At 60.5% G+C, this 12,780-nt stretch carries 14 protein-coding genes; 7 read left to right on the top strand and 7 right to left on the bottom strand.

What is annotated here, in order from left to right:
• Positions 1–48 precede the first annotated feature (48 nt).
• The gene (locus tag LV28_RS43415; protein WP_038620077.1) at positions 49–681 is read left to right on the top strand and encodes an immunity protein Imm33 domain-containing protein; all 633 of its coding nucleotides are present in this window, start codon (positions 49–51) and stop codon (positions 679–681) included.
• A gap of 109 nt (positions 682–790) precedes the next feature.
• On the opposite strand, the gene LV28_RS43410 is transcribed toward LV28_RS43415, so the two are convergent.
• Entirely contained in the window at positions 791–1,654 is an 864-nt protein-coding gene (locus tag LV28_RS43410) for an IS3 family transposase (protein ID WP_025249651.1), read from the bottom strand.
• Complete coding sequence (locus LV28_RS49615) at positions 1,651–1,977, bottom strand: IS3 family transposase (protein WP_023597417.1); 327 nt, start codon at positions 1,975–1,977, stop codon at positions 1,651–1,653. Before LV28_RS49615 ends, LV28_RS43410 begins: the two co-directional genes overlap by 4 nt.
• Positions 1,978–2,035: 58 nt before the next feature.
• Here LV28_RS49615 and LV28_RS43400 point away from each other — a divergent pair, with 58 nt between their 5' ends.
• From LV28_RS43400 to LV28_RS48875, 3 genes are read left to right on the top strand one after another with little or no spacing between them, the layout of a single operon-like run.
• A complete protein-coding gene (locus tag LV28_RS43400) occupies positions 2,036–3,070 on the top strand; it encodes a DUF637 domain-containing protein (protein ID WP_038620081.1) in 1,035 nt (344 codons plus the stop codon).
• Positions 3,061–3,390 (top strand): colicin E3/pyocin S6 family cytotoxin, encoded by a 330-nt coding sequence (locus tag LV28_RS48505; RefSeq protein ID WP_196759336.1) that lies wholly within the window; start codon positions 3,061–3,063, stop codon positions 3,388–3,390. The genes LV28_RS43400 and LV28_RS48505 overlap by 10 nt, the downstream gene beginning before the upstream one ends.
• A gap of 3 nt (positions 3,391–3,393) precedes the next feature.
• Positions 3,394–3,714 carry a hypothetical protein gene (locus LV28_RS48875; protein WP_147291601.1) on the top strand — a complete coding sequence of 107 codons (321 nt, stop codon included), beginning with the start codon at positions 3,394–3,396 and terminating at the stop codon, positions 3,712–3,714.
• A gap of 80 nt (positions 3,715–3,794) precedes the next feature.
• Here LV28_RS48875 and LV28_RS43395 read toward each other — a convergent pair whose 3' ends face one another.
• Complete coding sequence (locus LV28_RS43395) at positions 3,795–5,045, bottom strand: IS256 family transposase (protein ID WP_038620084.1); 1,251 nt, start codon at positions 5,043–5,045, stop codon at positions 3,795–3,797.
• A 55-nt stretch (positions 5,046–5,100) separates the two neighbouring features.
• Complete coding sequence (locus tag LV28_RS43390) at positions 5,101–5,973, bottom strand: LysR family transcriptional regulator (protein ID WP_038620087.1); 873 nt, start codon at positions 5,971–5,973, stop codon at positions 5,101–5,103.
• Between the two features lie 341 nt (positions 5,974–6,314).
• Here LV28_RS43390 and LV28_RS43385 point away from each other — a divergent pair, with 341 nt between their 5' ends.
• The 3 genes from LV28_RS43385 to LV28_RS43375 all read left to right on the top strand — a co-directional run bounded on the left by LV28_RS43385 (position 6,315) and on the right by LV28_RS43375 (position 10,087).
• Complete coding sequence (locus tag LV28_RS43385) at positions 6,315–7,640, top strand: MFS transporter (RefSeq protein WP_038620090.1); 1,326 nt, start codon at positions 6,315–6,317, stop codon at positions 7,638–7,640.
• A gap of 153 nt (positions 7,641–7,793) precedes the next feature.
• Positions 7,794–8,993, top strand: a complete 1,200-nt coding sequence (locus LV28_RS43380) for a M20 aminoacylase family protein (RefSeq protein ID WP_038622121.1) — start codon at positions 7,794–7,796, stop codon at positions 8,991–8,993.
• Positions 8,990–10,087, top strand: a complete 1,098-nt coding sequence (locus LV28_RS43375; RefSeq protein WP_038620093.1) for a M14 family metallopeptidase — start codon at positions 8,990–8,992, stop codon at positions 10,085–10,087. The genes LV28_RS43380 and LV28_RS43375 overlap by 4 nt, the downstream gene beginning before the upstream one ends.
• A gap of 88 nt (positions 10,088–10,175) precedes the next feature.
• On the opposite strand, the gene LV28_RS43370 is transcribed toward LV28_RS43375, so the two are convergent.
• The 3 genes from LV28_RS43370 to LV28_RS48870 form a co-directional block, all read right to left on the bottom strand.
• Complete coding sequence (locus LV28_RS43370) at positions 10,176–11,036, bottom strand: hypothetical protein (RefSeq protein ID WP_147291602.1); 861 nt, start codon at positions 11,034–11,036, stop codon at positions 10,176–10,178.
• Positions 11,037–11,185: 149 nt separating this feature from the next.
• Entirely contained in the window at positions 11,186–11,920 is a 735-nt protein-coding gene (locus LV28_RS43365) for a hypothetical protein (RefSeq protein ID WP_147291603.1), read from the bottom strand.
• 123 nt (positions 11,921–12,043) lie between these two features.
• Positions 12,044–12,775: a GNAT family N-acetyltransferase gene (locus tag LV28_RS48870; protein ID WP_115344480.1), complete on the bottom strand. Its 732-nt coding sequence runs from the start codon at positions 12,773–12,775 to the stop codon at positions 12,044–12,046.
• Positions 12,776–12,780 lie beyond the last annotated feature (5 nt).

Raw genomic sequence — 12,780 nt, 5'->3', positions numbered from 1 at the left:
GTACGCACATCACGGATCGCATCAAATCTCTCGGATGAAGGCACTAGGATGATTGAGTACCGTACAAACTTGCGCCAGCGATTCGGCCACCCGAACATCAGTGTGGCGGTAGCGCCCGAGTTGGGCGTTGGCTTCGAGTGGATTCTCTCCTACTTCGAGAACGAGGTCGCCGACGGAGCAGCTTTCAGCGACAAGCAACTAGTGCAGATTGGCTGGATGCTAGTGATGTTGCGCAAAAATTCGTCGGGAGATTTGGACGTATGGGAGCCTAGTTTCGACTCGATACCGATCACCTGGGTTAAGGGTGGGAGCATGACTATTCGTCATCTGATGCTTCAGAGAGAGGTTTGCGCTCAATTGGATGTTGGGCCTGAATTTCCGGCGTTGAATCTGTCCGGAATCGTATCAGCTGATTTCCTCGATAGCGATAGCTTCTACATGGATCGAGAGGCTGTCGATGCCGCTGCCGATTCGGGCTGGCTGTTCGAGGGGCCAGAGCCAAGTGGAGGTAAGCATTACTCACTCTTCGAGATCGCGGTAGCTCGTCCCGAAATCATTGCATTCCTTGCTCTTCCGATGGGAGCGTCGGTCAAATATCGGAAAAGTTGCATTGATATTCGTATTGGACTACAGAGCGTATCATCGAAGAACAATGATTTTTTGCGGAAAGTATTGAGGTGAAGCTTTGTCGCTAGTTGAGAATTTGGAAGCAAATCTCGGCGAGACCTCCGAGGGATGGAAGGATGAGGCGGCAGTCGCTTGACCCTGCCTCGTTTCCACGTACAGTAGATCATGCTGCGATCAACGCGGCCTCGTAGTCGACAGGGGTAAGAAATCCTATAGAGGTGTGCAAACGCTCTCGATTGTAATAGCCCTCGATCCAGTCGACGATATCCAAACGAGCCTGCGCTCGAGTTTCGTAGTGGACCTCATAGATTCTCTCGACTTTCAGGGTCTTAAAGAAGCTTTCCATAGGGGCGTTGTCCCACGCATTGGCACGACGGCTCATAGAGATCGTTGCCTTGTATCCGGCAGCCAGCTTTTGGTATGCCCGGCTTGCATACTGGGCCCCTCTGTCGGAATGTAACAGCAGTCCTGGCGCCGGTTTGCGTTGCCAGCACGCGCTGCGCAGTGCCTGGCAAACAAGCTCGGCGTCGATGCGTTCGGACATTGACCAGCCCACTACGCGTCGGCTCGCCAGATCGAGTATCGCTGCGAGATACAGCCAGCCTTCGCCGGTCCTGACAAACGTGATGTCGCTAACCCAGGCACGATCAGGCTGCCATCCGTTGAAACGACGATCGAGCAGGTTCGGCGCTACGGGCAGGCTGTGCGCCGAGTCCGTCGTGACCCGATAGGCACGCCTGTAGACCGGGCGCAAGTCCTGACGTCGCAAGCTACGTCGCACACGCTCCTCGCTCGCCGTGCGACCCTGGGCTCGCAATTGACGCACGATGCGGGAGCGGCCATAGGTGCCACGATGCTTGCGGTGGATCGCCGCGACTTCCACATCCAGGGCCGCGTTCGCTTGCGCCCTCGCGCTGGGTGGGCGAACGCGCCACTGGCAATATCCGCTGCGTGAAACGCCCAGAATCTGGCATAGACGGGTGATACTGTACTGGTCGCGGTGATCGTCGATCCAGGCGTACTTCACCGCGACCCCTTCGCGAAGTACGCCGTCGCTTTTGAGAGAATTTCAATATCCAGTTTTGCGCTGGCGAGTTCCTTGCGCAGCCGGCTGTTCTCTGCCTCCAACTCGCTGATCGGGCGCGTAACACGTGCAGCGCTCACGTCACGACCACTCGTCTCGATACCGCCTTCGAAACTGCGGCTACGCCGACTCCAGTTCCCTAACGTTGCCACTGGCACCCCGAGCCTGCGCGCCGCTTCATGCTGCCCGACTGTTTCGGCAAGCCTGATGGCCTCAACCTTGAACTCGTTCGTGTATTGCCTTTTCGGCACTGACTTCTCTGACATGCAATCCTCCGTACAAACAGGAAACTAACAAAATTCCTGCTGTACGCGAAATCGAGGCATGGTCACGGGTCTTGGCAACATCGCGCTAAGCGCAGCGATGACCGCGATGACGAGCTCGGCGTTCTCGCAGTTGGTGATGACGGGGTCGATCGATTTCGGCTCGGTGATGACAAGCGGGTTGTCGAGTGCGATTACGGCGGGCTTGCTCAACGGCATGACGTACTCGAACGAGTATGGCCTCGGCTTTGCCGATGTAGGTGGCGCGGGCAACAGCCTAAGCAGCTTGGCTGGGGTCAATCCTAGCTATGTGGCGGGAACGGCAAGCAATGCGGTTGCGACTACCGCCGACAAGCTACTCTCGCAGGGCGTGGCGATACTGGCGCAATCAGCCATTCAAGCGGGGGTGCAGTCAACGATTCAGGGAGGGAGCTTCCTTGACGCATTGAAGGCGAGTGGGATTAATAATCTCGGCGCGGCATTGGCGTTCCAGATCGGTGAGGCCAAGGTTGGTGAAGTATTCGGCGAAGGTGCCGGCCGGAACATTATTTCAGTTGTGGCCCATGCGGCGTTGGGATGCATCGGTAGTGCTGCATCCGGAAACGGGTGCGCGGGCGGTGTGATTGGAGGGGCGGTCAGTGCCGCCTTCATCCCGGACTTTATCAAGGCGATCGACTCGTCGGGGGCGCCGCTTGACGCAGGGCATCTGGCAGCGCTATCTACGCTTTCGAGCCTGGCGGGAAGCATGTTCGCGGGTCTTGCAGGAGCGGACCCCAATGCCGGCGCGTTCTGGGCGCAGAATCAGGCGATCAATAACGACGCCGGAAGTCCTGAGCATACCGCCGATGCGGTGAAGGGCGGGGTGCTGAGCACACTGAACATCCTTCTGTCCTTGCTAATGCCCGCTTTGCCAGGGAATCCCGTGATGGAGGTTGCAAGGAATCAATTCGTCGATTTGATGAATGCCCACGCCAAGCGGAAGATGTCCGAGCCACCGGAACAACTGATTGCTGAAGGCGTCGCGAACGGATGGACGGCGGTTGGGGGGCTGGTGGTGGGAGGCCGCCTACGAGTAACCCGGGAACCGTGCTGGTGAACGGTATGCGAGGAGCGGAGTCTGCATCAGGGATGGGCATGCCGGGATACGTTCCCGATAACGTCATGCTGGATAGTGGCCGAGACGAGACAAGTGATCGTCAATCCAATCCCAATAAGGGCGAAAGTCCTGTATGGAAGGAGCTTCGAAGTGCGGGAAATAGCGTCAAAACGGATGGCAAACGCTACTTTGAATGGGACTACACACACAACGACATCGAGGTGTACAACAAGCGCGGCGAGCACATTGGATCGATGGATCCTGTCAGTGGTGAAATCTATAAGCCAGCCGTTCCAGGACGTAAGCTAAATAATCGCTAAATCATGAAAAAAATCGACCTGTTGAAGGATCTTTATAACGGAGTTATCACAGATGAGGAGGCAGACGACATTTGCAGTGATGTTCTATCCGATCCTCTCGGAGCTTTGCCAGCACACGAAGCGCTAGGTATGTCAAGGGTTGAGTGGACAGCGCATGCGCAAGGAGCGGAATTTCGAGATCTCGCTAATTGGCGAGCTAATGGTTGGCCTGATCGATGCTTTGTATGTGGTCAAATAATCGCGCTGGAAAAGTTCGGATGGTTGGTTCGTGAAAACGAAGGTGAACTTCAAATCAAGCATGTGATTTGTCCGAAGGCAACTTAATGGGAATGTATTTGGAATTCGAGCCGGCTATGGAGGTGGCGGAGGGTGTCAGAAATTCCGTGTTCAAGGCGGGTTGGGAATCACACGGACGGTCGCACGAAACGATCGGCGTAGAGGATAGCGAATTGGTTCATGGCCGCTTTCCAGTCTTTGGCTGCACGCCCCCAATCAGCGGTGATATTGCGCAGTGCCAGCCAAATGAGTTTCGTCGCTGCATCATCCGTCGGGAAGTGACCTCGCGTCTTGATGATCTTGCGCAGTTGCGAGTTGATATTCTCGATGGCGTTCGTAGTGTATATAACCTTGCGGATGTCCGGTGGAAACGCAAAGAACGGAATCACGCGATCCCAGGCATTGCGCCACGACGTGCTCACAGTTGGGAATTTCTGGCCCCAAGGCCCGTGGGCAAACGCATCCAATTCGGCCTGGGCCGCCTCGGCGCTGGGCGCGGTGTAGATCGGTTTGAGCGCGGCAGCCAGACCCTTGCGATCCTTCCAGCTCGCGTAGTCGAGGCTGTTGCGGATCAGATGGACGATGCAGGTTTGCAGCGTCGTTGCCGGAAACACGGCGGCCAGGGCTTCAGGCATGCCTTTGAGGCCGTCGGTCACGGCGATCAGGATGTCATTGATCCCACGCGTTTTCAGGTCGTTGAACACTTTCATCCAGAACTTGGCACCTTCGGTGTTCTCGATCCACAGGCCCAGGATGTCGCGTGAGCCGTCAGGCAACACGCCCAGTGCCAGATAGACAGCCTTGTTACGCACCACGGCGTCTTCGCGAATCTTGACCCGCAGCGCGTCGAAGAACACGACCGGATACATCGGCTCCAGCGCCCGGGCCTGCCAGGCAGTGACCTCGGCCATCACCTCGTCGGTCACGGAACTGATGAAGTCGGGTGAGACCTCGGTGCCGTACTGCTCCAGCAGGAAGCCCTGAATCTCGCGCACAGTCATGCCTCGGGCATACATGGCGACAATCTTGTCGTCGAAGCCCGTGAAGCGGCGTTCGTGCTTGGGAATCAGCAGCGGCTCGAAGCTGCCGTCACGGTCGCGGGGCACCTCGATGCGCATCGGGCCGTCCTCAGTCAGCACCGTCTTGGCACCTCGGCCGTTGCGCTGATTGGTGACGTTGGCCGGTTTGGCCCCGCCGGCCGGGTAGCCGAGATGGTGGTTCATCTCGCCGCCCAGCGCGCGTTCGATGAGCGCCTTCTTGAGCGCCATGGTCGCGGCATTGATGGCTTCGGCCGTCATCGCACCATTGCCGAACTGCTCAAGCAGCTCGGCGGGAATTGCCGGCAGCTCTGCCAGCGGGGCTTTCGGTTTGCGAGGCATACATTCTCCTTGGGAGCATCATATGCCTTGAACACGAAATTACTGACAGGCCCGATCACCCCTGCGCCATCACCTGTTGCGCGATCGTCGCGGTGATTCCGCTCTTGTCGTGGCGTATGCGTTCCAACAAGCCGATGCTTCGTTGCTCCGTCACGCCGGGCAGCGGGATCACGCGTAGCGAATCTTCCTCTGCCCATGTCGCGCTGCGCAGCATCGGAACGACGGCCACGCCGACGCGTTGCCGAACCAAAGCCACGATCCCCTCGATTGACGACAACTCCAGAAAGTCATTGACTTTCACATGTTGACGTCGCACCGCGCGATCGATCAGCGCTCCCGTGCGCTGTGACCGGTCAAAACGGAGAAACCGTTCCGTCTCCAGCAGCTTCGTCACCGACACCGTCCTCAATGCCGACGAGGCCAGCAGTACCAACGGCTCCCTGTACAACGGCGTCCATCGCACGCCGGCCGGACGCCGTCCCGATGGCTCGACCAGCACTGCACAATCAATCTCCCCGGCGTCCAGCATGGCCGTCAGTCCAATCGAGCGCGCCGTCTGTATCAGGATCTCCAGGCGAGGTTGTGCCTGCTTGATCAACGACACGGCCGGTGCCAGCGCACTGACCGCCGATTCCACCGCGCCAATCGTCACCGGGCCCGCCGTCGATTCGATGCCGGCCGCCAACGCGCGCATCGTCTGATACTGCGCAAGCAGCTTCTCTGCATGCGGCAGCAAAACCCGTCCCATGGCGTTGAGCGCCACCGAGCGTCCCGCGCGATCGAACAGCGGATGATCAAACTCCTCCTCCAACGCCCGCATTTGCATACTTACCGCCGATTGCGTCATCGCCAGATGTTCGGCTGCCGAAGCGAACGATCCATATCTCGCGACCGCCGCAAACGTCCTCATAAATCGAAGATTGCTCATGAATGACTCACCGCTCACCGTTATCGCTCGACATTCACCGCCGACGCCCGCCTCCGCCGCGCCGTCCACGCGCATCGCAAAGGCAGCTCCCTCGCCGAAAGACACGCCAGGCACTCACCGCGCGCCCACCGTCGACTCGCCATCGGCTATCGGCCCCCACATGGCCCCGCTCCGCCTCGTATTCATCCCGAATTCTCGTCCTCGATTCATCAGAAAAATTGCGATGACGGATCACAAATTCTAGCTTTTATTGGTTTTTTGGCACAAGCAGAATGGGGCGAAGCGAGTGCGGTCGGCTTGCCACGAACACCCAAAGTACTTCACAGAAGAGGAGTATCCCCATGGAAGTTTCGGTCGGGCGCGACAGCGCCGCAAACCCCGCGATCCCCGAGCGATCGGGAAAGCGCATCGATGTCGGCGTCATCGCCGTGTCGACCATCGGCAATGCGCTCGAATGGTTCGATTTCACCGTCTTCACGTTCTTTGCCGCCAATATCGCCCGCCAGTTCTTCCCCAGCGATAACCCGACGGCCGCACTGCTCGCCGCGTGGACGACCTTCGGTGTCGGCTTCCTGACGCGTCCGCTGGGCGGCATCGTCCTGGGCGCCTACGCCGACAGGCACGGCCGGAAGGCCGCGCTGCTCGTGACCATCTCCGTCATGGCCCTCGGCGTTGCCGTGATCGCGTTCGCCCCCACCTACGCGCAAATCGGCATGGCCGCGCCGGTGCTCATGCTCATCGGTCGATTCCTCCAGGGCTTCTCCGCAGGCGGCGAAGTCGGCAGCGCCACCGCATTCCTCGTGGAACACGCGCCGGTCGAGCGTCGCGGCGTTTACGGCAGCTTTCAGATGATCGCGCAGGCGTGCAGCATGCTTCTCGGCGCCATCGTCTCCGTTGGTATTACCCAGGCACTCACGCCCGAGCAGATCGACGCGTACGGCTGGCGCATTCCGTTCGTCATCGGTCTGCTGATTGTCCCGGTCGGGCTCTACGTGCGCTCGCGTCTCGAAGAATCGCCCGTATTCAAGGACGCTCGCCACAAGCCCGCCGAAAAGCGCTCCCCGTTCTTCGAATCGATCACTCTGCACTGGCGTCAGGTGATCGCCGGGTTCGGCCTCACGGTGTATGGCACCATCGGAACGTATATCTTCTACTACTACATGCCGAGCTACGCCACGAAGTCGCTGGGCATCCCCTTCAAGAGCAGTGTGATTGCATCGCTGTGCGCCGCCGTCGCCTACATCGTCGGCACGTTCGCCTCAGGTCGCATCTCCGACGCGATAGGTCGCAAGAAGCCGATGACCGCCTCCGCGCTCATCAGTCTGATCATCGCGTATCCGCTGTTCCTCGCCGTGAGCCACGTGCCAACGCTGCCGATGCTGATCTTCGTGCAATGCTGCCTGATGCTCTCGCTGGGTCTCTTCCAGGGTTCGTATTGCGCGTTCGTGTGTGAACTCTTCCCCTCGCGGGTCCGCGCTACCTCCATGGCCATCGGCTACAACTTCGCCGTCATGATCTTCGGCGGCTTCGCCGGGGCCATCGCCACGCTGCTGATCGGATGGACGGGCGACAAGCTCGCGGTGGTCTACTACGGCCTGTTCGGCGCCGCCGTGGGGTTGATCACGATCCTGATGCTTCAGGACCGCTCGCGCCAGCCGCTGCTGTAATTCCGTAGCACGCCGCTTTCCAGGGTCGTCGGCGCCTTCGCGCCGACGCGCCCGGCCAACACCTCCCCAACCCGCCCCTTGTCCAATGGCGTGACCGTCGACGTCCACGTCGCGGCATCGCTCACCGGGGGCACCCATCAAGAGACGCAATCCATGTCCATCATTCCCGAAATCGCCGAACGCTCGGCCGAACTGCAAGCCATCCGACGCGACATTCATGCCCACCCGGAACTTCGCTACGAGGAAGCCCGCACGTCGGATATCGTGGCGAAACTGCTCGAATCGTGGGGCATCGAAGTCACGCGAGGACTGGGGAAGACGGGTGTCGTAGGCGTGCTGCGCAACGGCTCCGCGAAGAAGGTCATCGGTCTGCGCGCCGACATGGACGCGCTGCCGATTCAGGAACTCAACACGTTCGAACACGCGTCGAAGTTCGCAGGGAAGATGCATGCCTGCGGCCATGACGGTCATACCGCCATGCTGCTCGGCGCCGCTCAGCATCTGGCCCAACACCGCACGTTCGACGGCACCGTCGTCTTCATCTTCCAGCCCGCGGAGGAGGGCGGGGGCGGCGCCAAAGCCATGCTCGACGACGGTCTGTTCGAAAAATTTCCGGTCGACGCCGTGTTCGCCCTGCACAACTGGCCAGGACTCGCCGCCGGCAGCTTCGGGGCCCGTGTCGGCGCAACGCAGGCGTCGAGCAACGAGTTCCGCATCGTCGTCAGAGGCACCGGCGCGCACGCCGCCATGCCGCACAACGGTATCGATCCGGTACTCACCGCCATGCAGATCGGCACCGGCCTGCAAAGCATCATGACGCGCAACAAGCGCCCGATCGACGCCGCCGTGCTCTCCATCACCCAGATGCAGGCGGGCGAGGCGATCAACGTGATCCCGAACACCGCCACGCTGGCCGGTACCGTGCGCACTTTCTCCCTCGACGTGCTCGATCTCGTCGAGACGCGCATGCGCGAGTTCTGTGAGTCCACCGCCGCCGCTTACGGCTGTACGGTCGAGTTCTCATTCATCCGCAATTACCCGCCGACGGTCAATACCGCCGCCGAGACGCAGTTCGCGACGAACGTGATGCGGGAGATCGTGGGCCGCGACCACGTCGTCGATCCGATCGATCCGACGATGGGCGCGGAAGACTTCTCGTTCTTCCTGCTGGAGCGCCCCGGGTGTTACGCCTATATCGGCAATGGCACGGGCGACCATCGCGCGCATGGTCACGGACTCGGCCCCTGCATGCTCCACAACACCAGCTACGACTTCAACGACGAGGTGCTCACCCTGGGGGCGACGTATTGGGTACGGCTGACCGAGGCCTTCCTCTCGGGCGACGCGCTATGACCACCGCCGTGTTTTCGGAGAGCTATCGTCAGGCGCGCGAGCGCTTCGCGACGGCGGCCCGTACGGCCGGCGCCGAGGTGACGAGCCACATCATCCCCGGCATTACCGGCCGTGAAGGCGAAGCGCTGGCGACTGATGTCGTGCGCCTGGGGCCGGCGCGCGCCAGGCGAATGCTGATCCTGACCTCCGGCACGCATGGCGTCGAGGGCTTCTGTGGTAGCGCGGCGCAGATCGCGCTGCTGGGCGATGAAGGTCTGAAGTCGCGTCTCGACGCGGGGAACGTGGCCATCCTCGTGGTACATGCCATCAATCCGTACGGCTTCTCGTGGCTGTCGCGCACCAACGAGGACAACGTCGACCTGAACCGCAACAGCATCGACTTCTCGCAACCGCTTCCGGTCAACGACGCGTACGCCGACCTGCACGCGCTGCTGGTGCCCCGGACCTGGCCGCCCGACGACGACAACGCGCGGGCAATCTCGGACTACATTGCGACGCATGGGGAAGCGGCCTATCAGCGGGCGCTGACGGTTGGGCAGTACGCCTTCGCCGACGGTCTGTTCTACGGCGGGCGCAGCCCCGTGTGGAGCACACGTCTGATGCGCACGCTCATCGAGACGCACGCGAAGCACTGCGACGCGATCGGATGGATCGACTTCCACACCGGGCTCGGGCCGCCGGGACACGGCGAGAAGATCTGCGTGGGCGCGCTGGACGCCGAGGAACTGTCCCGCGCCCGCGCGTGGTGGGGCGCCGACCTGGCCAGTCCCGTGGACGGCACGACGGTGGCGTCGAATGTCGGGGGCCCTTTGCTCGATACCCTGCGCAGCGCGCGACCGGACGCTCAGATTACCGCCATGGCCATCGAATACGGCACGGTGCCGCTCATCGACATGCTGCACATGCTGCGCGCCGACGCCTGGTTGAAGCAGCACCCGGAAGCGCCCGCGGCACAGGCGTCGTCGATACGAAACGCGGTGCAACAGGCGTTCTGCTTCGACGACCCGGTATGGCAGGGGCAAATCCTCGGTCAGGCGCGTGTGGCGATCCTGCAGGCGGTCACGGGGCTGGGGCGCACGTCGGCGCGTGACTGACGCGTTTGGGGGAGGCCTTTGCAGGTGCGACGGGGTGCTCCCCGTCACTTGCTTCACCGTCGGCCATATCGGCGGGGGGCACTCAGCATCACCAGTTCATTTTTGGTTCGGCATGGAGAAGTGCCAACTGGGCACTGGACGCCAAACTTTCGCCGGGAGCGTCGGGAATGCTCGCCTCCAGGCGCCACAGATCGAGCGTCGCGATCACGTCGGCTCGGGTTGGGGGCGCCAAATTTCGCCCCGCTTCGTCCAGTGACGAGATCGGATCTGCCCCGCCGCCAACAGCGTCGGGCGAGGCGCGGTTTCGCGCGAGGTGGATCTGCTCTTCCAAGTCGATCAGACAGCGCAGCGTTTCCGCATGCGTACCCATCGTGACGCTCGAGATATTGGCCGCTTCACCGGAACGGCTGTCGCCGTCGCCGTGGTGCGAGAGGAGCTTTTCCCGTGCGAGGTCAATCCACGCTTCAATTTCTTGCTTGGTGCCGTGCGATATCAGGGCGCGCCCCAGGGTGGCAAACGACGCGTCGGGCAGGTTTGAGAGCGCATTCCGGGCGCTATCCGACCAGGGCGACCCGGATCCGGTGCCATTGCGCGCATGTTCGACGGCAACGGGCGCTGTCCTGGATGCGAGATCTTTCGCATGAAAATATATGTCGCAAGTCGCCACATTGCCGCGGCGTGTGTATTCCGCAATCTTGCGCAGATTGCGCGCCTCGGACTTTGGTGTGACCAGCCAGATCAGGCGCCGCAACAGCGATACGGGCCAGTGTGCGCGGTGTTGGCCTGTTCGCGCGACGGCGCGCGGTGTCAGCCGATTCAGCCCGGCGAGTTGCGCTGACCGGAATGTCCCACTGCGTGTCTGTCGAATATGGCACCGCGACACTCGTTTCGACGCGAGATTGCGGATGTTGGACGTCCTGATTGAATTCGGTGCCTTGGCGCTAGTCATCGGATTACCCTGCGGAAAGGTAAAGCTAAAGGTTTGCGCTGCACTCGTGGAATTCGACGGTGCACGTCGCACCTGTTATGTAACATTTGCGTCGCGTCGTGTTCCGTTTCTCGCAGGTCGTGATGGCCGGACGCAATCTTCACGGCAAATCATGAGCGGAACGACGCATGATCGCGCCAATCGCCCGTTACCTCTCGCGCGGGGGGCGCCGTGGTCCCTCTCGTGCTGAAATACTCGCTGAGGGGACTGATATCCACCTCGGAAAGCCGTCGCGTTCTCTCCAAAGCGCTTGCGTCGATAACGTAGTCATCAGACGAGAGCCGGGGGGGCTCTCCAACTTGCAGCTTGGCCAACACCGCCGCCTCGATGATCCCGTTAAGGCAAGCAAGGCTGAGCGGCATGGAATCGAAATTCCGATCCTTGCCCAAGCGGAACCACTGATGAATTTGCCATTCCTCCCCGTGCATCATCAGAACGAATCCCAACGCTGCAAATGATGCGTCAGGCATCGCCACGAACCGATCTGTGGCTATGACCGGCCAGATTGGGGCTGTCGACCGCCTCAAGTGCTTGAGGTGCGAATAAATGTCTTTCGTCGGAACGTCCGTGCGCGCACAGTACTCGCAGACCTTTCGCACGCTGCGTACTGTCGACTGCGGAGTGACGAGTCTCATGAACCGACGCAGGAGGTTGCGCGTCGCGGTCACGGTATGACGCATCGCGCCCAGGACGCCGCCGATACGTTTGCCTGCTGCCGGAACCTGACTGCAGGATTCGAAGGTCAGCGATGTTTCAGGATCGGGATGGCCATTCCTGAACGGCTTGAGCTCGATGAGCGGCTCATATGTACGACGCGTTTGCGACGAATCGGTATTGGTGCGCATGGGAGTGGAGGCTTTCTTTGAGTGAGCATCGTGAACGGCTTCGCAGGAAGCCATTCCTTATCGCTCAATTAAGTAACCATCCGCAAACTTGCGTTCCAATTCCCCCGGGCGGGCCATCCCTTGTCATTCCGATGCGCAGCGACCGAAGATCAGTGTCGTATTTCCATTGGCCATGGTCTGGGCGAAGCCGAGAAATCCTCGCTCCACCAGCTCGGCCTGGGCCTCGACGTTGCTTGCGTCGACTTCGGCAAGGTCGCGCCAATCATGCGGCGGTGATCCTGGCAACGAACTCATGATCTGGCGCATGTGGCCGTCCACGTCCCGCGTTCCAATGAGATGCAGTCCCGAGTCGAGAAGGTTCTGGCGGCTGATGTGATTGTGTGGCGACACGATGGCCATGCATCGCCCGCGTCCCAGAATGCGCGCCAGCGTCATCCGCGACGAAATCAATGCCCGCTGAAGACCGTGACCGCGGAAACCTGGCAATACCATGCAACTGCTCAAGTACGCAGTTTCGTTCAACGGCGTCGATCCAATATTGAGGGCATGCGCAAACGTGCTTTCGTCTTCGTCTTCCGGCAACCCGAGCATGGCGTATGCGATGAGGTCGTCTCCCGAAAAGATGCCTATCGACTCCCCCGCAGCGCCGCAATGGTTATTGATGAAGGAAATCTCATCCACTTCCGGAACATAAAGATCGGGGTGAGGGAGCGAATCAATAACGCGTTTTCTCAGTGATACGAGCGGCTGGAAGTACATGTCAGACAGCATTCGCACTTTGAAGCGGGAGTAGTGCGAAGTTGCGCGATTTTTCCCGGAATTGGGTACCTGTAGAGGATTTCCGCGCAGATTCATCGTGA

It is taken from the genome of Pandoraea pnomenusa (genome assembly GCF_000767615.3).
GTDB classification, from domain to species: domain Bacteria; phylum Pseudomonadota; class Gammaproteobacteria; order Burkholderiales; family Burkholderiaceae; genus Pandoraea; species Pandoraea pnomenusa.
This window is presented reverse-complemented; position numbering and strand designations above follow the sequence as displayed.

Excerpts from the sequence above, each read along its gene's own strand:
- LV28_RS43380 (WP_038622121.1), top strand. The coding sequence starts at position 7,794 with ATGTCCATCATTCCCGAAATCGCCGAACGCTCGGCCGAACTGCAAGCC.
- LV28_RS43365 (WP_147291603.1), bottom strand. The coding sequence starts at position 11,920 with ATGCGCACCAATACCGATTCGTCGCAAACGCGTCGTACATATGAGCCG.
- LV28_RS43415 (WP_038620077.1), top strand. The coding sequence starts at position 49 with ATGATTGAGTACCGTACAAACTTGCGCCAGCGATTCGGCCACCCGAAC.
- LV28_RS43375 (WP_038620093.1), top strand. The coding sequence starts at position 8,990 with ATGACCACCGCCGTGTTTTCGGAGAGCTATCGTCAGGCGCGCGAGCGC.
- LV28_RS43395 (WP_038620084.1), bottom strand. The coding sequence starts at position 5,045 with ATGCCTCGCAAACCGAAAGCCCCGCTGGCAGAGCTGCCGGCAATTCCC.
- LV28_RS43370 (WP_147291602.1), bottom strand. The coding sequence starts at position 11,036 with ATGACTAGCGCCAAGGCACCGAATTCAATCAGGACGTCCAACATCCGC.
- LV28_RS48870 (WP_115344480.1), bottom strand. The coding sequence starts at position 12,775 with ATGAATCTGCGCGGAAATCCTCTACAGGTACCCAATTCCGGGAAAAAT.
- LV28_RS48875 (WP_147291601.1), top strand. The coding sequence starts at position 3,394 with ATGAAAAAAATCGACCTGTTGAAGGATCTTTATAACGGAGTTATCACA.
- LV28_RS43390 (WP_038620087.1), bottom strand. The coding sequence starts at position 5,973 with ATGAGCAATCTTCGATTTATGAGGACGTTTGCGGCGGTCGCGAGATAT.
- LV28_RS43385 (WP_038620090.1), top strand. The coding sequence starts at position 6,315 with ATGGAAGTTTCGGTCGGGCGCGACAGCGCCGCAAACCCCGCGATCCCC.
- LV28_RS43400 (WP_038620081.1), top strand. The coding sequence starts at position 2,036 with ATGGTCACGGGTCTTGGCAACATCGCGCTAAGCGCAGCGATGACCGCG.
- LV28_RS49615 (WP_023597417.1), bottom strand. The coding sequence starts at position 1,977 with ATGTCAGAGAAGTCAGTGCCGAAAAGGCAATACACGAACGAGTTCAAG.